Annotated in this window: 22 protein-coding genes; 15 read left to right on the top strand and 7 right to left on the bottom strand. The window is 71.1% G+C overall.

Annotated features, from left to right (window positions below; genetic code table 11):
- Positions 1-19: 19 nt before the first annotated feature.
- The 11 genes from JMV16_RS17460 to JMV16_RS17410 are packed head-to-tail and all read left to right on the top strand — an operon-like array spanning position 20 to position 10339.
- Entirely contained in the window at positions 20-1015 is a 996-nt protein-coding gene (locus JMV16_RS17460) for a PQQ-dependent catabolism-associated beta-propeller protein (protein ID WP_201495560.1), read from the top strand.
- Position 1016: 1 nt separating this feature from the next.
- On the top strand, positions 1017-2198 hold the full coding sequence (locus JMV16_RS17455) for a branched-chain amino acid ABC transporter substrate-binding protein (protein WP_236580574.1): 1182 nt from the start codon (positions 1017-1019) through the stop codon (positions 2196-2198).
- Positions 2195-3049, top strand: a complete 855-nt coding sequence (locus JMV16_RS17450; protein ID WP_236580573.1) for an ABC transporter permease — start codon at positions 2195-2197, stop codon at positions 3047-3049. Before JMV16_RS17455 ends, JMV16_RS17450 begins: the two co-directional genes overlap by 4 nt.
- Positions 3049-3717 carry a MotA/TolQ/ExbB proton channel family protein gene (locus JMV16_RS17445; protein ID WP_201495559.1) on the top strand — a complete coding sequence of 223 codons (669 nt, stop codon included), beginning with the start codon at positions 3049-3051 and terminating at the stop codon, positions 3715-3717. The genes JMV16_RS17450 and JMV16_RS17445 overlap by 1 nt, the downstream gene beginning before the upstream one ends.
- 6 nt (positions 3718-3723) lie before the next feature.
- Complete coding sequence (locus JMV16_RS17440) at positions 3724-4329, top strand: hypothetical protein (protein ID WP_201495558.1); 606 nt, start codon at positions 3724-3726, stop codon at positions 4327-4329.
- Positions 4326-4820, top strand: a complete 495-nt coding sequence (locus JMV16_RS17435; protein ID WP_201495557.1) for a hypothetical protein — start codon at positions 4326-4328, stop codon at positions 4818-4820. The genes JMV16_RS17440 and JMV16_RS17435 overlap by 4 nt, the downstream gene beginning before the upstream one ends.
- 4 nt (positions 4821-4824) lie before the next feature.
- Entirely contained in the window at positions 4825-5532 is a 708-nt protein-coding gene (locus JMV16_RS17430) for a hypothetical protein (protein WP_236580572.1), read from the top strand.
- Positions 5523-6539: a tripartite tricarboxylate transporter substrate binding protein gene (locus JMV16_RS17425; protein WP_236580571.1), complete on the top strand. Its 1017-nt coding sequence runs from the start codon at positions 5523-5525 to the stop codon at positions 6537-6539. The genes JMV16_RS17430 and JMV16_RS17425 overlap by 10 nt, the downstream gene beginning before the upstream one ends.
- Positions 6540-6558: 19 nt before the next feature.
- Complete coding sequence (locus JMV16_RS17420; protein ID WP_201495556.1) at positions 6559-7956, top strand: AAA family ATPase; 1398 nt, start codon at positions 6559-6561, stop codon at positions 7954-7956.
- Positions 7957-7970: 14 nt separating this feature from the next.
- Entirely contained in the window at positions 7971-9464 is a 1494-nt protein-coding gene (locus tag JMV16_RS17415) for a vWA domain-containing protein (protein ID WP_201495555.1), read from the top strand.
- Positions 9461-10339 carry a Rossmann-like domain-containing protein gene (locus JMV16_RS17410; protein ID WP_201495554.1) on the top strand — a complete coding sequence of 293 codons (879 nt, stop codon included), beginning with the start codon at positions 9461-9463 and terminating at the stop codon, positions 10337-10339. The genes JMV16_RS17415 and JMV16_RS17410 overlap by 4 nt, the downstream gene beginning before the upstream one ends.
- Here JMV16_RS17410 and JMV16_RS17405 read toward each other — a convergent pair.
- The 7 genes from JMV16_RS17405 to xseB all read right to left on the bottom strand — a co-directional run bounded on the left by JMV16_RS17405 (position 10303) and on the right by xseB (position 16046).
- Complete coding sequence (locus JMV16_RS17405; protein WP_201495553.1) at positions 10303-10728, bottom strand: hypothetical protein; 426 nt, start codon at positions 10726-10728, stop codon at positions 10303-10305. The two genes, JMV16_RS17410 and JMV16_RS17405, sit on opposite strands and share 37 nt — an antisense overlap.
- A 179-nt stretch (positions 10729-10907) precedes the next feature.
- On the bottom strand, positions 10908-11501 hold the full coding sequence (gene flhC, locus JMV16_RS17400; protein WP_236580570.1) for a flagellar transcriptional regulator FlhC: 594 nt from the start codon (positions 11499-11501) through the stop codon (positions 10908-10910).
- Between the two features lie 40 nt (positions 11502-11541).
- Positions 11542-11865, bottom strand: coding sequence for a flagellar transcriptional regulator FlhD (gene flhD, locus JMV16_RS17395; protein WP_201495552.1), 324 nt, complete (start codon positions 11863-11865; stop codon positions 11542-11544).
- 255 nt (positions 11866-12120) lie between these two features.
- On the bottom strand, positions 12121-12912 hold the full coding sequence (gene folE2 / locus JMV16_RS17390; RefSeq protein ID WP_201495551.1) for a GTP cyclohydrolase FolE2: 792 nt from the start codon (positions 12910-12912) through the stop codon (positions 12121-12123).
- A gap of 119 nt (positions 12913-13031) precedes the next feature.
- A complete protein-coding gene (gene dxs, locus JMV16_RS17385; protein WP_201495550.1) occupies positions 13032-14912 on the bottom strand; it encodes a 1-deoxy-D-xylulose-5-phosphate synthase in 1881 nt (626 codons plus the stop codon).
- A gap of 4 nt (positions 14913-14916) precedes the next feature.
- Complete coding sequence (locus JMV16_RS17380) at positions 14917-15810, bottom strand: polyprenyl synthetase family protein (RefSeq protein ID WP_201495549.1); 894 nt, start codon at positions 15808-15810, stop codon at positions 14917-14919.
- Positions 15810-16046: an exodeoxyribonuclease VII small subunit gene (gene xseB, locus JMV16_RS17375; RefSeq protein ID WP_201495666.1), complete on the bottom strand. Its 237-nt coding sequence runs from the start codon at positions 16044-16046 to the stop codon at positions 15810-15812. Before xseB ends, JMV16_RS17380 begins: the two co-directional genes overlap by 1 nt.
- 255 nt (positions 16047-16301) lie before the next feature.
- Here xseB and JMV16_RS17370 point away from each other — a divergent pair, with 255 nt between their 5' ends.
- The 4 genes from JMV16_RS17370 to JMV16_RS17355 all read left to right on the top strand — a co-directional run bounded on the left by JMV16_RS17370 (position 16302) and on the right by JMV16_RS17355 (position 19781).
- Positions 16302-17423 carry an aromatic ring-hydroxylating oxygenase subunit alpha gene (locus tag JMV16_RS17370; protein WP_201495548.1) on the top strand — a complete coding sequence of 374 codons (1122 nt, stop codon included), beginning with the start codon at positions 16302-16304 and terminating at the stop codon, positions 17421-17423.
- A 15-nt stretch (positions 17424-17438) separates the two neighbouring features.
- Positions 17439-18347, top strand: a complete 909-nt coding sequence (locus JMV16_RS17365) for a DMT family transporter (protein ID WP_236580569.1) — start codon at positions 17439-17441, stop codon at positions 18345-18347.
- A gap of 13 nt (positions 18348-18360) precedes the next feature.
- On the top strand, positions 18361-19200 hold the full coding sequence (locus JMV16_RS17360; protein ID WP_201495547.1) for a sulfurtransferase: 840 nt from the start codon (positions 18361-18363) through the stop codon (positions 19198-19200).
- 146 nt (positions 19201-19346) lie between these two features.
- Positions 19347-19781, top strand: a complete 435-nt coding sequence (locus JMV16_RS17355; RefSeq protein WP_201495546.1) for a universal stress protein — start codon at positions 19347-19349, stop codon at positions 19779-19781.
- Positions 19782-19787: the final 6 nt, after the last annotated feature.

Genomic DNA, 19787 nt, shown 5'->3' with positions numbered 1-19787 from the left:
AGCTGAACCAGGAGTCAACATGGAACCCATGCAATCGGCGCCGCGGCGCCTGCCCCGCAGCGTCTTCGCCGGCCTTGCCCTGCTGAGCCTGGCCGCCACCGCCCAGGCTCAAGGCCTGGCCCTGGTGTCGAGCGAGAAGGACCACGCCCTCACCGTGCTGGACACCAAGACCCACGCCGTCACCGGCAGCATCGCCACCTGCAAGCGTCCGCGCCACATGGCGCTGCTGGCCGGCGGCAAGCAACTGATGGTGGCCTGCGGCGATTCGCGCCAGATCGAGATCATCGACCTTGCCACCCGCAAGGCGTTGCGCCAGTTCGCCCTCGGCGAGGGCCCCGAGGCCTTCGATCTTTCGCCCGACGGCAAGACCGCCTATATCTCCGACGAGGAAGACCACGAACTGGGCTACTACGACCTTGCCAGCGGCAAGCGCACGGGTGGCGTCAAGGTCGGCGGTGAGCCCGAGGGCGTGAAGGTGTCGCCCGATGGCAAGTGGGTCTATGTCGCCTCGGAAGTGGCGAGCGCCGTCTACGTCGTCGACGCCGCCGCGGCCAAGGTGGCCCACATCATCAAGGTCGGCAAGCGACCGCGCCGCTTCGCGCTCACGCCCGACGGCGGCCAGCTCTGGGTGAGCAACGAACTCGGCGCCAGCGTCAGCATCATCGACACCGCGACGAACAAGGTCACGGCGACGCTGGACTTCGCCGTGCCCGGCGTGCGCAAGGCCGACATCACGCCGGTGGGCCTGGCGATGTCGCGCGATGGCAAGCGAGCCTTCGTCAGCCTGGGCCGCGCCAACCATGTCGCCTTCGTCGACGTGGCCGCGCGCAAGGTGACCAACCTGGTGCTGGTGGGCAAGCGCGCCTGGGGCCTGAGCCTGGACAAGGCCGAGCAGACCCTCTACGTCGTCAACGGCCTCTCGGACGACATGACGGTGATCGACGTGGCCGCCGCCAAGCCGCTGAAGACGGTCAAGGTCGGCCGCGTGCCCTATGCCGTTCTTCTCGTCGAATAAAGTGGGCCGCACCTCCCTGTACGCGCAGGTCGGCAGCCTGGCCACCGGCCTGGCCCTGGCCAGCGGCCTGGCCGCTGCCGCCCCCTTCAAGGTGACGCTGCTGGTGATGGCCAACGACCCGCGCCTGGAGCGCAACCGGCTTGAGCGTGGCTACCTGGGCCAGCGCGGCGGGCCGCTGGCCGACGCGCTGAAGATCGCGCTGGCCGAGGGCAAGCCCGAGCTCGAATCGGTGGGCGCGCGCATCGATCTCGAGATCACCGAAGTCGCCGATGCCGCGGGCGCACGCGCCGCCGCCGCCAAGGCCGAGGCAGCCGGCACGGCGGCCCTGGTGGCCGACCTGCCGGCGCCCTGGCTGCTGGCCGCGGCCGATGCCGTCAAGGCGCCGGTGCTCAATGTCGGCGCGACCGACGACGCGCTGCGCCAGGCCGATTGCCGCCGCCAGCTCTGGCATCTGCTGCCCAGCGAGCGCATGCGCGCCGACGCGGTGGCGCAGTTCCTGGTGGCGCGGCGTTGGCAGCAGGTGTTGCTGCTCACCGGCCCGGCCGACGAGGACCGCGCCCGCATTGCCACCGCCCAGGCGTCCATCAAGCGCATGGGCCTCAAGCTGGTGGCCACGCGGCCCTTCAAGCTCTCGGCCGATCCGCGCGAGCGCGACCTCGCCAATCCGGCCCTGCTGACCGGGCCCTCAGTGGGCGCCTACGACGTGGTCTGGGTGGTCGACAGCGATGGCGAGTTCGCCACCTCCCTGCCTTACCGCACCGGGCTGCCGCGGCCGGTCGTAGGCGATGCCGGACTGGCGGCGCTGGCCTGGTCGCCGCGCTTCGAGCGCTATGGCGCACCCCAGGTGACGCGGCGCCTGACCAAGGCCGTGGGCCGTCCCATGGGCGCCCACGACTGGCCGGCCTGGATGGCCGGCAAGGCCCTGGTGGCGGCCGCGGTGGCCGCGCCCAAGGGGCCGGGCCCGGCCTTCGCCAAGGCACTGGCCGAGGGCGAGCTCGATGGCAGCAAGGGCGTGGCGATGAGCTTCCGCCCCTGGGACGGCCAGCTGCGCCAGCCGTTGCTGCTGAGCGACGGCTACAGCACGGCGGCGCTGGCACCCATCGACGGCATGCTGCATCCGAAGAACAACCTCGACACCCTGGGCGCCGACGCGCCCGAGAAGCTGTGCAAGGTGCGCTCTTGAGCACGGCAGGCGGCGACGGCCGCCGCCGCGGCATCCCGCACGCGCTGCAGGCACTGGTGGCCATCGTGGCCCGGGAGCTGTTCAAGTTCTCGCGCCAGTACGGCCGCCTGGCCTCGGCCCTGGTGCGGCCCCTGCTGTGGCTGGCGGTGTTCGCGGCGGGTTTCCGCAATGTCTTCGGCATCGCCATCACCGAGCCCTACGAGACCTACGTCACCTACGACCAGTACATCGTGCCGGGGCTGGTGGGCATGGTGCTGCTGTTCAACGGCATGCAGAGCAGCCTGGCCATGGTCTACGACCGCGAGATGGGCGTGATGCGCCTGCTGCTCACGGCACCATTGCCGCGTGCCTGGGTGCTGCTGGCCAAGCTCTGCGCCACCGCCGTGCTCTCGCTGGTGCAGGCCGTCGCCTTTGTGGCGGTGGCGGTGCTGCTGGGCACCGAGCTGCCGCTGTGGGGGCCGCAGACGCCGGCGCTGCTGGCGGCTGCCAGCGCCGCGGCGCTGATGCTGGGGGCCCTGGGCCTGCTGCTGTCGGTCCACATCCGCCAGCTCGAGAACTTCGCCGGCACGATGAACTTCGTGATCTTCCCGATGTACTTCATCTCCACCGCGCTCTATCCGCTGTGGAAGCTCGAGGAATCGGGCGCCACCTGGGTCTGGCGGCTGGCGCAGTTCAACCCCTTCACGCATGCGGTGGAGTGGATGCGCTTCGCCATGCTGGGCAAGGACGCCGGCCTCTCGCCCTGGGTCGTGCTGGGCACGCTGGCACTGTGCTTCGGCCTCGCCGCCTGGGGCTATGACCCGCAGCGCGGCTTCGGCCAGCTGACCAAGCGCGCCGGGGGACCGGGCTGATGACCTTGCTGCGATTGCCACCGCTGCCACGGTTGGGCGCCGCGCCGGCGCGCGGCCAGCCCCTGATCGAGCCGCTGTGGCTGGAGTGGCTGGCCCTGGCCGGCATGCTGGGCTTTGCCGCCTGGCTGCTGGGCGGGCGCGGCGTCTGGCGGCTGCTGCTGCAGTCCGACCCCACCGGCATCACCCTGGTCATCATCGTCGTCTTCGTCGCCGCCACGCTGTGGTGCGGCACCCGTGCGCGCGAGCTGCAACGCGAGCGCCAGGCGCTCGAGGCCGGCGGCGCGGGCTGGGCGGCGGCCTACTGGCAGGCGTTGGAAAGCACGCCGCGCGACGCCGCCGCGCCGCTGGACCTGCTGCTCGAACGCAGCCACGGCCCCCACCACACGGCCTGGTGGGTCAACGGCATCCAGCTCAAGCTGGGCCTGTTGGGCAAGGTCATCGGCTTTTCGATGTTGGCGATCCAGATCGGCCAGCTCGACAGCTTCGACCCGGCGCAGTCGCAGGATCTGCTGCGCAACCTCACCGCGGGGCTGGGCGTGGCCCTGCTCACCACCATGGTGGGCCTGGTGGCCAACATCCTGCTCGGCCTGCAGCTGACGCGGCTGGACCGCAGCGCCGACCAGTTCGTCGCCGCCGCCCAGCAACGGGGCTTGGAACGGGGCCGCTGAACCGCCATGCGCCGCGGCCGCCACACGCGCGAGCAGGAGGTCGATCCCTTCTACGACATGTTGTTCAACATGCTGATCGCCTTCGTCTTCTGCTTCATCATCGCGCTGCTGGCGATGAACCCGAAGGCGCTGAAGACCGGCGACATCCCGTCCAAGGCCGAGTTCATCGTCAACCTGTCCTGGCCCGACCTCAACCCCGACGATATCGACACCTGGGTGCAGGATCCGGCCGGCAATGTCGTCTGGTACCGCTCGCGCGAGGCCGGGCTGATGCACCTGGACCGCGACGACCGCGGCCTGGCCCAGGACGTCATCGTCGTCAACGGCCGCGAGATCGTGAACCCGCTCAACCAGGAGGTGGTGACACTGCGCGGCATCGCCGCCGGCGAGTACACCGTCAACGCCCACTATTTCGAGAGCAAGGACGGCAAGCCGGTCGAGGTGACGGTGTCGGTGATCAAGGTGAACCCGCGCGCCGAGGTCGTCTTCTACGGCCAGCTGACACTGGCGCGCAAGGGCGACGAGGGCACGGCCGTGCGCTTCACGGTGCTGCCCGACGGCTCGGTGGGCAACGTCAACACGCTGGCCAAGACCCTGGTGCAAAGACTGTGACCTTAGAACTCGTGATCGGCTTTTCGCTGCTGCTGCTGCTGCTGGTGCTGGCCCTGCTGTGGTCGCCCTGGCCGGCCTGGGCCAAGCTGATGCTGGTGGTCTTCGCCAGCGGCCTGTACTTCGTCGCCGACGAGCGCGTACACCAGATGTGGGGCTGGCCTTCCACCGACGCCCTGCCCGAGCGCTTCGTGCTGCTGGCTGCGGTGATCGAGGAGCCCACGGCGCGCAGCAAGGGCGCGCTCTACGTCTGGCTCAACGCGCTCGAGAACGGCAAGCCGGCGCGCGAGCCGCGCGCCTACCGCCTGCCCTATGCCAAGGACCTGCACAACCTGCTCGACGACGGCATGAAGAAGGTGCGCCAGGGCGTGAGCCAGATGGGCACGGCCGAGCCCCGCAGCGGCAGCCGCGGCGTCTCGTGGCTGCGCCCGGGCAACGACGAGCAGAAGGTCAAGATCCGCGACCTGCCCACGCCGCAGTTGCCCGAGAAGTGAAGCCGTGAGCACGCGAGCCGCCGTTTTCCTCATTGCCGCCCTGCCGCTGGCCCTGGCCGGCTGCGGGCCGGCACCGGACAGCGGCTATTTCCCGCTCGAAAGCGGCCACCGCTGGGTCTACGACATGAAGACCGAGCGCGAGAACAACACGGTAGAGCACGAGCAGCTGACCCTGCTGACCCTGGGCCGCGAAACGATAGAAGGCGGCGCTGCCTGGCGGCGGCGCAGCGAAACCGGCGTTGACTACTGGCTGCGCGCCGACGCCAGCGGCATCTACCGCGTCGCCAGCAAGAGCGATCTCGATGCCGATCCCAAGCCCGACCCGGCACCGCGCTACGTACTCAAGGCACCGCTGGTGGCCGGCACCAGCTGGGCCGCGCCGACCACGGCCTACCTGCTGCAACGGCGCCAGGAGTTTCCGCGCGAGATCCGCCACAGCCATCCGCCGGTGGCGATGAGCTACACGATAGAGGCGCTGGGCGAAAAGCTGGCCACGCCGGCAGGCCGCTTCGACGACTGCCTGCGCGTGCGCGGCGAGGCGCGCATGCGCGTCTTCGCCGACCCGGTGACGGGCTGGCGCGACATGCCGCTGTCCACCACCGAGTGGTATTGCAAGGGCGTCGGCCTGGCCAGGCTGGAGCGACGCGAACCGGCACAGTCGACCTTTCTGGTCGGCGGCGTGCTCACGATGGAGTTGATGACATGGCAATGAATCCCGAGCGGCCCGCGGGCGCGCCGGACCTGCGCCGCCGGCGCATCGCCGGCGCCCTGGCCGCCACCGCCATGGGCCCGGCCTTCGGCCGCGCCCTGGCCAGCCCGCCGGAGCAGTTTCCGTCGCGCCACATCACGCTGTGGGTGCCGTGGCCGGCTGGCGGCGCCACCGACCTGACGATGCGCCTGCTGGCCGAGCTGGCCGGCCGCCGCCTGGGCCAGAAGGTCATCATCGAGAACCGGGGCGGTGCCGGTGGCACCCTGGTGATGCCGGTGCTTCAACAGGCCGCGCCTGACGGCTATGTCATCGCCCAGCTACCGCAGCCGGTGTTCCGCGCACCCTGGATCCAGAAGGTGCAGTGGGATCCGATCCGTGACACCACGCCCATCGTGCAGGTCAGCGGCGTCACCTTCGGCATCGTCGTCGCCGCCAACAGCCCGCTGCGCAGCCTGGACGACATCTTTGCCCTGGCGCGCGAACGTCCCGGCACGCTGACGGTGGCCACCAACGGCGTCGGCACCACGCCGCATGTGGTGATGGACGAGCTGTTCGCGCGCCGCGGCCTCGAGTTCATCCATGTGCCTTACAAGGGAACGGCCGAGCAGATGCTGGCGGTGGCCAACGGCCAGGTGCAGATCGGCGTCAACAGCAATGGCTTCGCGCCCTTCGTCGACGGCGGCCAGCTGCGTCTGCTGGTCACCTTCGGCGAACACCGAACGCGCCGCTGGCCCCAGGTGCCGACACTGCGCGAGCTGGGCCACGGCATCGTCGCCGCCTCGCCCTATGGCCTGGCCGGCCCGCGCGGCCTGCCCAAGGAGGTGGTGCAGACCCTGCACGACGCCTTCCGCGCCGCGATGCAGGACCCCATCCACCTCGCCGAGCTGGCCAAGTACGACCAGGAACTGGCCTACCTGGGGCCCGAGGACTACGGCCGCGCCATGCGCGAGGCCTATGCCACCGAGCGCCGCACGGTCGAGCGCCTGGGCCTGGCGCGCCAGGGCAGCTGAGTCCCGCGGCAGTCCTGCCATGACGCCCAGTCCCGAGCGCCTGCGCCGCCTGCTCCAGGCCCTGAGCCGGGGCCTGCTGGAGCGCGGCGATGCCGTCCATCTGGCCCTGCTGGCAGCGCTGGCCGGCGAGCATGTGCTGCTGATCGGCCCGCCCGGCACGGCCAAGAGCGCGCTGGCGCGCCGCCTGCACGGCGCCTTTGCCGGCACCCGCTACTTCGAGCGCCTGCTGACGCGCTTTTCCACACCCGAGGAGCTGTTTGGCCCACTCTCGCTGGCGGCGCTGGAGCAGGACCGCTACGAGCGCCAGGTCGACGGCTTCCTGCCTACTGCCGGCATCGCCTTCCTCGACGAGGTCTTCAAGGCCAATTCGGCCATCCTGAATGCGCTGCTGACCCTGCTCAACGAGCGTGAGTTCGACAACGGCAGCGAACGCCTGCGCACGCCGCTGGTGGCGGTGGTGGCGGCCAGCAACGAGATGCCGGCCGATGAGTCGCTGCAGGCTTTCTTCGACCGCTTCCTCGTGCGCATCCCGGTGCTGCCGGTCAGCGACCACGCCTTCCGCGAGTTGCTGGCGCTGGAGCCCGTGCTGGAGGCGCCGCCCGAGCCCATCACGCCCGCAGAACGCGCTGCCATCGCCGCGGCGGCCGGCCAGGTGGCGCTGGGCGCAGCCTTTGTCGATGGCTGCGTTGCGCTGCGCGCCTGGCTGGCGGCCCAGAACGCGCCGCTGTCCGACCGCCGCTGGCGCCAGATCGTGGGCCTGGCGCGCACGATGGCGGCGAGCGAGCGCCGCGGCGAGCTGGATGCGCTCGACCTCTGGCTCGCGCCGTTCGTCGCCAGCGCCGGCCCGCAGGCGGTGCCGCCGCTGGTGCAGTGGTTCGAGGCCGATTGGCTGCAGTTGCCGGCGGCCGAGGCGCCCTGGCTGGCGCGCGCCATCCAGGCCTTCGAGAAGCAGTTCGAAATCGAGCAGCGCATGCCGGCCGAAGAAGGCGACGACGTCGCCGGCAAGCTGGCGCTGGCCCGCGCCATCGGCCGCGGCGGCGACGATGACGAAGGCGGCGGCATGCAGCGCATCGTCTCGCGCCAGCTCGAAGCCAAGCTCGCCAGGCGCTGGAGCCCGGTGCACATCGCCGCCCGCTGCGCCCAGGTGGCGCAGATCCAGGCCCAGGTCGACGAGGCGCAGCAGGCGCTGGCCGCACGCGCCCAGGCACTGGCGGCAGCGCTGGAATTGCGTGTCTGGATGCCGCAGCCCCTGCGCGAACGCCTGCTCGGCGCCCACGCCACGGCGCTGCAGATGCTGGCCGGCTGCGCCGCGCGCCTGGCCGCGGTGCAGCAGGGCTTTGCCGCGCTGCCGGTGGACGATGGCGCGGCGCCCGCAACGGCGCCGGCGGCGGTCGAGATCGAGTTGCAAACGGCCTGACAGCGGCCGTCGCCATGCACGCCCTCGACACCCCCTACGACCAACTGCAGCCGCTGCCGCGCCCCACCTGGCTGCCCACGCTGACGGCGGCCGTGGGCACGCGCGAGGCGCGGCTGGACCATGCCGCGGCCTGGCTGGACGCGCTGGGGGGCGGCAAGCTCCCCGCCGCCACGGCCGACTTCGGCGACGCCGCGGCCAGCGCACCGCTGCGCCGGGTGGCGGGCGAGCTGGGCCTGCCGGCCCTGGCCCAAGGGCTGACGGCGCTGGCCGAGCAAATCCTGCGCAGCGCCTTCTGGCACCTCGACCGCATCAACGCGCTGCAGCCGCGCCGGACGCGCGCTCAGGCCATCGCCGCCATCACCGAGGAATTCCGCGCCAGCTGGCAGATCGAGACCGCCGGCCTCGAGTCCGAACTGGCCCTGCTGCGCGAGCTGGCCAGCGGCAGCCTGCTGCAATGGGACCAGCTGCGCGGCCGCCTGCGCACGCGCGAATGGCAGGCCGCGCGCCGCGCCGCCGAGCGCCTGGCCGAACTGCCCGAGCTGCAGGCCTTGCTGAAGCGCCTGGGACGGCGCGAGTTCAGCGCCCGTCGCACGCCACAGCCGGCGCCCGAGCGTCCCCGGCCCCAGGCCCGCGTGCCGCTGCGCGCCGTGGCCACGCTGCTGGCCGGCGCCCCGGGCGAGATCACCGGCATCCGGCTCGACAGCCGCATCGAGCACATGCTGCCCAGCGAGGCCCTGGGCCTGCGCCACCCGCTGCTGCGCCGCCTGTGGCGTGCGCGCCAGGCCGAGGGCCGGCTGCTCGCCCACGACACCGCGGCCCTGGTATTCGACTGGCGGCCCGATCCCGACGGCCGCGCCCGCGACACCGGCCGCGCACCCGAGCAGCTGGCGCGCGAGCGCGGCCCCATCGTGCTGTGCCTGGACACCTCGGGCTCGATGCGCGGCGCGCCCGAGAACGTCGCCAAGGCCGTGGCCCTGGCCGCCCTGCGCCTGGCCCGCCAGACCGGGCGCGGCTGCCGGCTGTTGGCCTTTGGTGGCCCCGACGAAGTGATAGAACAAGACATCGCCGAGGGTGGCCTGGCCGCGATGCTGCGCCTGATGGGCCAGGCCTTCGACGGCGGCACCGACATCCAGACACCGATAGAACGCGCCATCGCCCGCATCCACGAAGCCGGCTGGGCCGGTGCCGACCTGCTGATCGTCAGCGACGGTGAGTTCGGCTGCGTGCCGGCCACGCTGCAAAAGTTGGACGCGGCGCGGCAGGAGCTGGGACTGCATGTGCAAGGCGTGCTGATCGGCGACCGCGAGACCCTGGGCCTGCTGGAGGTGTGCGACGACATCCACTGGGTGCGCGACTGGCGCCGCCACGCCGACAGCGCCGACGCCGAGTTGCGCGCCGACCGCCGTGGCGCCAGCCCGGTACACAGCAAGAGCCTGACCGCGCTGTACTTTCCCAATGCGCTCTCGCCCGCGGCTCGCCAGCGCCTGGGCGGTGGAGAGGCTGGATGAACGCGAGCGCGGTGCCCGATTTCGGCGGCGTCGAAGCCGACACCCTGGCCCTGCTGCGGGCGGCCTTTGCCGGCACCGCCCTGGCCGGCCGCCTGCCACGCGTCAAGGCCTTGCACCTGCCGCCGCGCCGGCCGCCCTCGGCGATGGCGGGCGAATCCTGCGCCGTCGAGCTTGAAGGCGGTGCGCTGGGCCTGAGCTATGTGCTCTTCGGCGACACGCTGGCGGCGCTGCGCGAGGCCGCGCCGGCCTGCGCCGGCGCCGACGCCCTGCAACTGGCTGCCGGCTATGCCGCGCCGCCGGCCCAGGATCGGGGCACGCCGCGCACGCTGGGCCTGGCCGCCGTCAATGCGCTCACGGCCTGGCTCTTCATGCGTGCCGGCTACATGCCGCCGGACGCCGGCGATTCGCTGGCCGCCATCGATCCCCGGCCGGGTGACCGCATCGGCATGATCGGCTGGTTCCCGCCCCTGGTGCCGCGCATCACGGCCGCTGGCGCGGCGCTGGTGGTGATCGAGCTGCGCGAAGACCTGATCGGCGAGCGCGAGGGCGTTACCGTCACCGCCGACGCCGCAGCGCTGGCCAGCTGCAACAAGGTGCTGGCCACCGGCACCCTGCTGCTCAACGGCACGCTGGCCCGCATGCGGGCGGCGGCACCCCAGGCCGAACGCTTCGCCCTCGTCGGGCCCAGCGCCGGGAGCCTGCCCGACCCGTTGTTCGCACGCCGCATCAGCGCCCTGGGCGGCAGCTGGGTCGAGGACGGCCCGGCCTACATCGAGGCCCTGGCCAGCGGCGACAAGCGCAGCGGCGCCGCGCGCAAGGTCGCGCTGCGGGCCGGCAGCTACCCCGGCCTGCCGGCCCTGCTGGCGCGGCTCTGAGGCGCGGCGCGCCCCGGCCGCCAGTGGCGCAGCGCCTTGGGCGCGTGGGCCGACAGCGACGACAACGCCACCACGGCCCAGAACAGCGGCAGCGCGCCGGCATGGCCCCAGGCCATCCAGGCGCTGGCGGCCAGCTTGAGCAGCACCACAACACCGGCCAGGTCGAGCAGGCTCAGCCGCCGCGCCCACAGGTCCAGCCCCAGCAAAGCCGCGCCGCTGGCCAGCACGAAGGGGCCGACATGGCCACGCGCAACCGGCGCGCCCAGCAGCGCCGCGCCAAGGGCGATCACCGCCATCAGGTGGCCGGTGCGCAGCAAGAGCGAGAGCGCGCGCTCCCAAGCAGGGCCGCGATGCGGCTGGCGAGGCTTGGAGTCGGCGGTGGCGTTCATGGCGGCAGCGGGATCAGGCGCCGCAGTGTCGCATCTCGCGCCGCCATGAAAAAAGCGGGCTCACGAGGAGCCCGCTTGAAAGCACAGGGTACTGTGCCAGGAGGAGACGAACAAGGAACCGAAACAATCTTCCTGCTTATCGACCGCGGCGGCGGAAAGCTTGAACCAGGCCGCCGTGATCAATCACCGGAACGCACTGCCGAACGAGCGGCCAGCGCCGCTGCGCCGCGAGCGGATTCGCTGCCCAGCGCACCGGCCAGCTTGCCCTTGCCAGCGCGCGCCGGCGGGCTGCACAGGCCGCAGACATAGTGGCGTGCAATCTCGTGCGGATGGGTCACGAAATGGCCGCCGCACTTGCTGCAGGCGGTCATCGTGAGCATGCCGTTGTCAACGAACTTCACCAGGCGCCAGGCACGCGTCACGCTCAAGAGCGGCTCCAGGCCCTGCGAGGCCATCTGCTCGACATAGAGCTGGTAGGCCTTGATGACGGTGTCGATCTCGTCGAGCGCGGCCACCTTGTTGAGGTATTCGTGGGTGTTGAGAAAGAGGCTGGCGTGGATATTGGGCTGCCAGGTCATGAACCAATCGGTCGAGAACGGCAGCTGGCCCTTGCTCGGGCTCTTGCCGGCGACTTCCTTGTACAGGCGCAGCAGGCGCTCGTAGCTGAGGTCGGTCTCGCTCTCGAGCACCTGCAGGCGGGCACCGAGCTTGATCAGCGTGACAGCGCGCTCGATCTGGCGGGCCTCGGTCAGGATGCTCTTGTTGCGGCTCATGATGGGCTTTCGTGACTACCGGAGGATGGTGGCGGCGCGTTCAGGCGGCTTCGTCGTGGCGGCCGGCCATCAGGATGGAGGCGTGCAGGCGCGACAGGCCGTCGTTGGCGGCACCCTTGCCGTGGCTGGTGAGCAGGTTCCAGACGATGTCGTCGTCCATGCGGAAGCGGCACAGCAGCGTGTTGCCGGTGGCCACCTTCATCATCTGCGCCGGCGTCAGCGTGCCGATCAGCGTCGCGGTCTCTTCGCTGACACCCAGGCGGAACAGGGCCTGCTCGCGGTCGGTGCGAATCAGGCTCTGGGCCAGCATCAGGTAGGACAGGTTGGCTTCGCGGATTTCGGCAAGGATCTGTTCGGAGTTCATGGTCGCTGTCCTGTTACGTCTGCGGGATGGGATGAAACGAACTGTAGTGACCGGAAATGGATGGCGACATCAGGCCAGTTCCGTCGCTTGAGTCCCGGAACTTCCAACGCCCGTGTAAGGCAAATTCCTACAGGCGACGCCCACCAGCCCGGCCGCGCAGGCGCAAGCTGCCACGCTGGGGCCAAGCCCGGTGGGCATGTGTGATTTCGGTCACGGATGGCACGCGGGCCGTGGCACCGCGTGTAGGCGCAGGCCCTACAGGCGCTCGATGCGCGCGTAGGCGCTGTGGTTGTGGATCGACTCGAAGTTCTCGACGTCCACCGTGTAACGCCCGATGCGGGCGTCGCCATTGAGCGCCAGTGCCACGTCGCGCACCAGATCCTCGACGAACTTGGGGTTCTCGTAGGCGTGCTCGGTGACCCACTTCTCGTCGGCGCGCTTGAGCATGGGCCACAGCTCGCTGGAAGCGGCGTTCTCGGCGAAGCGCACCAACTCGTGCCACTCGATGGGCTGCAGCACCTCGACGCGCAGCGTGACCTGCGAGCGCTGGTTGTGCGCGCCGTACTCGGAGATCTCCTTCGAGCAGGGGCACAGGCTCTTCACCGGCACCGCCACCTCGGCCCAGATGGCGGTGACGCCGCCGCGCGTCTCGGCGATCCAGCGGCCCTGGTAGTCGAGCAGGCTGGCCAGGCCCGACACCGGGGCGCGCTTGCGCAGGAAGAAGCTGAAGGCGGCCTCGATGCGGCCGTCCTGCGCGCCCAGCTTGTCCAGCATCTGGGCATGGCGCAGGCGCAGCGTGGCGGCGTCCAGCGGCAGGTCCAGCGCGTCCAGCCAGGCCACGAAGCGCGACATGTGCGTGCCCTTCTTCTCGGCCGGCAGCGCCACGTCCAGCGACCACAGTGCCGCCGTCGACTGCGTCGCGCCGGCCACGCGCAGCTGCAGCGGGTAGCGGATGTCGCGAATGCCCACGCGCTGTATGGCCAGATGGCGCTCGTCGCGTGCGCTCTGGGTGTCGGGGATGTGGAGGGCGTCGGTGGGCTTGGTCATCTAGTCAGCCGCGGCCCTTGGTCGGGCCGGGGTTCATGTCAGCTGTACAGCATGCCAGCGATCCGGCAACTACAGGCCCGCGCGGATTACATCGCAGCGCTCAAAGGCACTGAACGCGGCTATTCGTTGGCCGCTGCCAGCGTCGGACGGGCGCCGAAGCGCTTGAGCACCGAGGCCTCGATGCCGGCGGCGTCCAGCCCGCACAACGACAGCAGCCGGGCCGGCTCGCCGTGCTCGACGTAGCGGTCGGGCAGTCCCAGCTGCAGCACCGGCACCGAGACGCCGGCGGCGGCCAGGCATTCGAGCACCGCACTGCCGGCACCGCCCATCACGCAACCCTCTTCCACCGTGACCAGGCCCTCGTGGCCGCGCGCCAGCTCGAGCACCAGGGCCTCGTCCAGCGGCTTGATGAAGCGCATGTCGGCCACCGTGGCGCCCAGGCGCTCGGCCGCCTGCAGCGCCGGGTGCAGCAGGGTGCCGAAGGCCAGGATGGCGATGCGCTGGCCGCGCCGGCGCAGCAGGCCACGACCCCAGGGCCAGGCCGTGAGCGCCGCTTCGATGGTGACGCCGGCACCGGCGCCGCGCGGGTAGCGCACCGCCACCGGGTGGTCGTGGCGGAAGGCGGTGGTCAGTGCCTGGCGGCACTCGTTCTCGTCGCTGGGCGCGAGCAGGCTGCAGTTGGGGATGCAGCGCAGGTAAGCGATGTCGTAGGCGCCAGCGTGGGTGGGGCCGTCGGCGCCGACGATGCCGGCACGGTCGAGCGCGAACACCACCGGCAGGTTCTGCAGCGCCACGTCGTGGATGAGCTGGTCGTAGCCGCGCTGCAGGAAGGTGCTGTAGATGGCCACCACCGGCTTGAGCCCTTCGCAGGCCAGGCCCGCGGCAAAGGTGACGGCATGCTGCTCGGCGATGCCGACATCGTGGTAGCGGCGCGGAAAGCGCTTGTGGAACTCGACCATGCCCGAGCCTTCGCGCATGGCCGGCGTGATGGCCACCAGGCGCTCGTCGGCCTCGGCCATGTCGCACAGCCACTGGCCGAACACCTGGGTGAAGCTGGGCTTGCTGGGCGCGCTCTTGGGGAAGCCCAGGGCCGGATCGAACTTGCCGCTGGCGGCGTGGTACTTCACCGGGTCGGCCTCGGCCAGCTTGTAGCCATAGCCCTTCTTGGTGACGACGTGCAGGAACTGCGGGCCGCGCTTGCTGCGCAGGTTCTCGAGCGTGGGGATCAGCGACTCGAGGTCGTGGCCGTCGATGGGGCCGACGTAGTTGAAGCCGAATTCCTCGAAGATGGTGCCGGGCACGACCATGCCCTTGGCGTGTTCTTCGAAGCGCCGCGCCAGCTCGAACAGCGGCGGCGCCGCCTTCAGCACGCCCTTCACACCCTCGCGCGCCGCGGCATAGAACTGGCCGCTCATCAGCCGAGCCAGGTATTTGTTGAGCGCGCCCACCGGCGGGCTGATCGACATGTCGTTGTCGTTGAGCACGACCAGGATGTCGGCATTGATGCCGGCATGGCTGACACCGGCATTGTTGAGCGCCTCGAAGGCCATGCCGGCCGTCATGGCGCCGTCGCCGATCACGGCCACGGCCTTGCGGTCTTCGTTCTTGAGCTTGGCGGCCAGGGCCATGCCCAGCGCGGCGCTGATGCTGGTGCTGCTGTGCGCCGTGCCGAAGGTGTCGTACTCGCTCTCGTCGCGGCGCGGAAAGCCGCCGATGCCGCCCAGCTGCCGCAGCGTGTGCATGCGGTCGCGGCGGCCGGTGAGCACCTTGTGCGGATAGGTCTGGTGGCCGACGTCCCAGACGATGCGGTCGTAGGGCGTGTTGTAGACGTAGTGCAGCGCCACCGTGAGCTCGACCGTGCCCAGGTTGCTGCCCAGGTGGCCGCCGGTCTGGCTGACGGTGTCGAGCACGAAATTGCGCAGCTCGGCGGCGAGGGCGCCGAGCTCGCTGCGCGGCAGCTTGCGCAGATCGGCCGGCGTGTTGATCTTGTTCAGCAGCATGGCTTCAGTTGTCCCGCTCGACGACCTTGTCGGCCAGCATGGCCAGCAGGCAGGCGGCAGCGCCCAGGCCGCTGGCCGTGAGGGCCCGGTGGGCCTCCAGGCGCAGCGCCTCGGCGGTGCGGCGCGCGGCCTCGAGGCCCAGCACCGACACATAGGTGGGTTTGTTGTGGTCCAGGTCCTTGCCGGCAGTCTTGCCCAGCGTCTCGGAGGCCTGGGTGACGTCGAGGATGTCGTCGACCACCTGGAAGGCGAAGCCGATGGCGGCGCCGTATTCCGACAGGGCCTGCCATTGCGCCGCCGTGGTGGCGCCGCAGGCGGCGCCCATCAGCACGCTGGCCTGCAGCAGGGCGCCGGTCTTGCGCTGGTGCATGTCGCGCAGCTGGGCCTCGCTGAGGTCACGGCCTATGCTGGCCAGGTCGATGGCCTGGCCGCCGGCCATGCCGGCGTGGCCGGCCGAGCGCGCCAGCAGGCCCACCAGGCGTGCCTGCAGCGCCGGCGCCACGCCCTCGTCGGGCGTCAGCACCTCGAAGGCCAGGGCCTGCATCGCGTCGCCTGCCAGCATGGCCTGGGCCTGGCCGAACTGCACATGTACCGTGGGCTTGCCGCGGCGCAGCACGTCGTTGTCCATGCAGGGCATGTCGTCGTGGACCAGCGAATAGGCGTGGATGAGTTCCACTGCCACCGCGGCGCGCAGCGCGGCGGCGCAATCGCCCGCCACTGCCCGGCAACTGGCCAGCACGAGCAGCGGCCGCAGCCGCTTGCCGCCGTCGAGCACGCCATAGCGCATGGCCAGGCCCAGCCCGGCGGGGGCGTCCTCGGGCACCCAGTCCTGCAGCGCGCGCTCCACCGTGGCGAGCTGCTCGCGCGTCCAGGCGTCGGCATCGGCCGGCGTGACCATCAGGCGCCGCTCCAGGGCTTGAGCTTGCCGTCGTCGAGCAGCCTCACCTGCTCTTCCACGGCCTGCAGCCGCGTGCGGCAAAAGGCCAGCAGGTCAGCGCCGCGGCGATAGCCTTCGAGCAGTTGGTCCAGCGGCAGCTGGCCGCCTTCCATCTGCTGGACAAGCCTGTCCAGCTCGGCCAGGGCCAGCTCGTAGCTGGCGGGCTCCTTGGGGGCGGTCGGGGCGCTGCGCGGCATTTCGGGAGATGAAATCAAGACGGCGATTCTAGACAATCGCTGTCGCGCCGCCGCCATGGCCTGGCATGCCAGGCGACGAAGCCCGCCTGCCGCCGCGCCCGGCTGAACCCTGGCCATGCCCCAGGGCTAGAATCCCGGCCCCCGACGCGCGCATTGCGCAACGACAGGCCGCATGCCAGGCGGCTCGTCCGGGCCAGGCCCCCATCCCAGCCGATGGGGCCGTCGTGCAGTCCCATAGGAGGATCCGGTCGGATCATGTCGGACCTGAGCATCTCTCTTGAAGCACTCGAGCGCAGCCGCTCCCAACTCCCGGTTTCCAGCTACTTCGACGAGGATCTGTTCCAGCGCGAACAGGCACTCATCTTCCAGCAATACCCGCGCTACCTCGGGCACGAACTGGCCGTGCCAGGGGTCGGCGACTATCTGGCGCTGGAGCAGGAAGGCGACGGCCGGGCCCTGGTGCGCCATGCCGCCGGCGTCGAGCTGATCTCCAACGTCTGTCGCCACCGCCAGGCGGTGATGCTCAAGGGCCGCGGCACGACGAGCGGCCATGTGGTGTGCCCGCTGCACCGCTGGACCTACGACCTCGGCGGCCAGCTCGTCGGCGCGCCGCATTTCGACCACGATCCCTGCCTCAACCTGCGCAACTACCCGCTGCAGAACTGGCAGGGGTTGTTGTTCGAGCGCAACGGGCGCGAGGTTGCCGATGATCTGGCCGGGCTGGGCTGCGCACCGGCCCTGGCTTTCGACGGCTACGTCTTCGACCGCCGCCACCTGCATCAGTGCGACTACAACTGGAAGACCTTCATCGAGGTCTACCTCGAGGACTACCACGTCGGCCCCTTCCACCCCGGCCTGGGCCAGTTCGTGACCTGCGACGACCTGCGCTGGGAATTCGGCCGCCACCACTCGGTGCAGACGGTGGGCATCAACAAGGCGCTGGCCAAGGCGGGCTCGCCGGCCTACCGGCGCTGGCAGGACGCGGTGCTGGCCTTCCGCGGCGGCCGGCCGCCCGAGCAGGGTGCGATCTGGCTCACCTACTACCCGGGCGTGATGGTCGAGTGGTATCCGCATGTGCTGGTGGTCTCGACGCTGATCCCCCAGAGCCCGCGCAAGACGCTCAACATGGTCGAGTTCTTCTACCCCGAGGAAGTCGCCGCCTTCGAGCGCGAGCTCGTCGACGCCCAGCAGGCCGCCTACATGGAGACCTGCATCGAGGACGACGAGATCGCGCTGCGCATGGACGCCGGCCGCCAGGCGCTGATGGCGCGCGGCGACAACGAGGTCGGCCCCTACCAGAGTCCGATGGAAGACGGCATGCAGCACTTCCACGAGTGGTACCGGCGCGAAATCGGCAGCGCGGCCACGCTCGCCTGACCGGGGCGCGCACGCATGGCGATGCGGCCGCTGCCGGCCCCGCTGCTGATGGTGGGCGCCTCGCTGCTGTTCGCGCTGATGGGGGTGTGCGTCAAGCTCGCCTCGTCGCGCTACGGCGCCGGCGAGATCGTGCTCTACCGCTCGCTCATCGGCCTCGTGCTGATGCTGGCGCTGCTGCGCTGGCGCGGCATCGCCTGGCGCACCCCCGTGCCGGCGATGCACTTCTGGCGCGCCGCCAGCGGCACGACGGCGCTGTGCCTGTGGTTCTACGCCATCGGCGGCCTGCCACTGGCGACGGCGATGACGCTCAACTACCTCTCGCCGGTGTGGATCGCGCTGTTCCTGATCGGCGGCGCCACGCTGCTGGGCCAGGGCGGCGTCGACGGCCGCCTCGTCAGTGCGGTGTTGGCGGGCTTTGCCGGCGTGGCGCTGATCCTGCGGCCGACGCTGGCGCAGGACCAGCTCTGGTTCGGCCTCGTGGGGCTGCTCTCGGGCATGCTGGCGGCGGTGGCCTATCTGCAGGTCTCGGCTCTGGGCCGCGCGGGCGAGCCCACCGAGCGCGTGGTGCTCTACTTCTCGGCCAGCGGCACCGTCGCCGGCACGGCCATCGTCGTCGCTACAGGCGGGGGCCATGCACACACGGCCGGCGGGCTCGCATTGCTCCTGGCCATCGGTGCGCTGGCAACGGTGGCGCAATGGATGATGACGGCGGCCTATGCGCGCGGTGCCGCGCTGGGCGTGGCGGCACTGCAGTACCTGGGCATCCTGTTCAGCTTCGGCTTCGGCGTGCTGATCTTCGACGACCCGGTGACGGCAATGTCGGTGGCCGGCATGCTGCTGATCGTGGCCGCTGGCGTGGCCGCCACGCTGCTGCGCGGGCGCGCCCCGGTGCGCCGTCCGGACAATCCCCCCACCGAGACCTGAAGGGCAAGACACGATGAGCCTGGACACCCTGATCTCCGCCGCGCAACTGCAGGCCTTGATGGCAAGCGGCCAGCCGCTGCTGTTGCTGGACTGCGGCTTCGACCTGGCCGACACCGCCGCCGGCGAGCGCGCCTGCGCGGCCGGCCATCTGCCGGGCGCGGTCTACGCCCACCTCGACCGCGACCTCGCCGGCCCGCGCAACGGCCGCAACGGCCGCCATCCGCTGCCGGCGCGCGAGGCGCTGGCCGCCAGCGCGGGCCGCTGGGGCCTGCGGCCGGGCCTGCCGGTGGTGGCCTACGACGACCAGGGCGGCCCCTATGCGGCGCGCGCCTGGTGGCTGCTGCGCTGGCTGGGCCACGCCGAGGTGGCCGTGCTCGACGGCGGCAAGGCCGCCTGGCGCGCCGCCGGCGGCGCGTTCGAAACCACCACCGCAGCGCCAGCCGCCGCGCCGCCCTACCCGGCCGGCGCCGCCGCCATGCCGGCGATAGAGGCCGGTGCGCTGCTGGCGCGGCTGGGCCAGGTGCGCCTCTTCGACGCCCGCGCCGGCGAGCGCTACCGCGGCGAGGTCGAGCCTCTGGACCCAGTGGCAGGCCACATCCCGGGCGCCACGCTGCGCTTCTTCAAGGACAACCTCGAGGCCGACGGCCGCTTCAAGCCGGCGACGCGACTGCGCGAGGAATTCACCGCGCTGGGCGGGCTGGACGCGACGGTCGTACACCAGTGCGGCTCGGGCGTCACCGCCTGCCACAACCTGCTCGCCATGGCCCATGCCGGGCTGCAGCCGGGCCTGCTCTACCCCGGCTCCTGGAGCGAGTGGTGCAGCGACCCGGCGCGGCCGGTCGAACGCGGGTGAACGGCGCGGATCAAGCCCCTAAGCCCGAGTCAGTTCTCCAATAGCCCCGCACCGTTGATCCGCATCAAGCGCGGCGCCCGCGGTCGAGGAACACTGGGCACCGGCCGGGCATCCACCCGATACCCCCGGCCTTGCAAGGAGATTCCATGTACACGCGCATCCTGTTCCCGACCGACGGCTCCGAGATCACCGCCAAGGCCATTGCCACGGCCGTCGCCATGGCCAAGCTCAACGGCGCCGAGCTGTTCGCGCTGGCGGTGAAGGAGCCCTTCCCCTACAGCGCGATCTCCGAGATCCAGCCCATGCCGCCGCAGGAGTACTTCGATGCCCAGCAGCGCGTGGCCGCGGCACGCGTGCAGCGCGTGGCCGATGCCGCGGCAGCGGCCGGCGTGCCCTGCCAGAGCCACACGGTGGAAGCCAGCCACCCCTGGGAGGCCATCCTCGACCACGGCAAGGCCCAGGGCTGCGATCTCATCGTGATGGCCTCGCACGGCCGCCGCGGCGTCAGCGCACTGCTGCTGGGCAGCGAGACGCAGAAGGTGCTCACGCACGGCACGTTGCCGGTGCTGGTGGTGCGCTGAGCCCTT

It is taken from the genome of Rubrivivax sp. A210 (assembly GCF_904426505.1).
Classification (GTDB): domain Bacteria; phylum Pseudomonadota; class Gammaproteobacteria; order Burkholderiales; family Burkholderiaceae_C; genus Rubrivivax.
The sequence above is the reverse complement of the archived record's forward strand: the minus strand, read 5'-3'. Positions and strand labels throughout refer to the sequence as shown.

Excerpts from the sequence above, each read along its gene's own strand:
- flhD (WP_201495552.1), bottom strand. The coding sequence starts at position 11,865 with ATGAACTCCGAACAGATCCTTGCCGAAATCCGCGAAGCCAACCTGTCC.
- JMV16_RS17415 (WP_201495555.1), top strand. The coding sequence starts at position 7,971 with ATGCACGCCCTCGACACCCCCTACGACCAACTGCAGCCGCTGCCGCGC.
- JMV16_RS17365 (WP_236580569.1), top strand. The coding sequence starts at position 17,439 with ATGGCGATGCGGCCGCTGCCGGCCCCGCTGCTGATGGTGGGCGCCTCG.
- JMV16_RS17360 (WP_201495547.1), top strand. The coding sequence starts at position 18,361 with ATGAGCCTGGACACCCTGATCTCCGCCGCGCAACTGCAGGCCTTGATG.
- folE2 (WP_201495551.1), bottom strand. The coding sequence starts at position 12,912 with ATGACCAAGCCCACCGACGCCCTCCACATCCCCGACACCCAGAGCGCA.
- JMV16_RS17380 (WP_201495549.1), bottom strand. The coding sequence starts at position 15,810 with ATGGTCACGCCGGCCGATGCCGACGCCTGGACGCGCGAGCAGCTCGCC.
- JMV16_RS17425 (WP_236580571.1), top strand. The coding sequence starts at position 5,523 with ATGGCAATGAATCCCGAGCGGCCCGCGGGCGCGCCGGACCTGCGCCGC.
- dxs (WP_201495550.1), bottom strand. The coding sequence starts at position 14,912 with ATGCTGCTGAACAAGATCAACACGCCGGCCGATCTGCGCAAGCTGCCG.
- JMV16_RS17420 (WP_201495556.1), top strand. The coding sequence starts at position 6,559 with ATGACGCCCAGTCCCGAGCGCCTGCGCCGCCTGCTCCAGGCCCTGAGC.
- flhC (WP_236580570.1), bottom strand. The coding sequence starts at position 11,501 with ATGAGCCGCAACAAGAGCATCCTGACCGAGGCCCGCCAGATCGAGCGC.
- JMV16_RS17445 (WP_201495559.1), top strand. The coding sequence starts at position 3,049 with ATGACCTTGCTGCGATTGCCACCGCTGCCACGGTTGGGCGCCGCGCCG.
- JMV16_RS17460 (WP_201495560.1), top strand. The coding sequence starts at position 20 with ATGGAACCCATGCAATCGGCGCCGCGGCGCCTGCCCCGCAGCGTCTTC.
- JMV16_RS17410 (WP_201495554.1), top strand. The coding sequence starts at position 9,461 with ATGAACGCGAGCGCGGTGCCCGATTTCGGCGGCGTCGAAGCCGACACC.
- JMV16_RS17405 (WP_201495553.1), bottom strand. The coding sequence starts at position 10,728 with ATGAACGCCACCGCCGACTCCAAGCCTCGCCAGCCGCATCGCGGCCCT.
- JMV16_RS17440 (WP_201495558.1), top strand. The coding sequence starts at position 3,724 with ATGCGCCGCGGCCGCCACACGCGCGAGCAGGAGGTCGATCCCTTCTAC.
- xseB (WP_201495666.1), bottom strand. The coding sequence starts at position 16,046 with ATGCCGCGCAGCGCCCCGACCGCCCCCAAGGAGCCCGCCAGCTACGAG.
- JMV16_RS17355 (WP_201495546.1), top strand. The coding sequence starts at position 19,347 with ATGTACACGCGCATCCTGTTCCCGACCGACGGCTCCGAGATCACCGCC.
- JMV16_RS17370 (WP_201495548.1), top strand. The coding sequence starts at position 16,302 with ATGTCGGACCTGAGCATCTCTCTTGAAGCACTCGAGCGCAGCCGCTCC.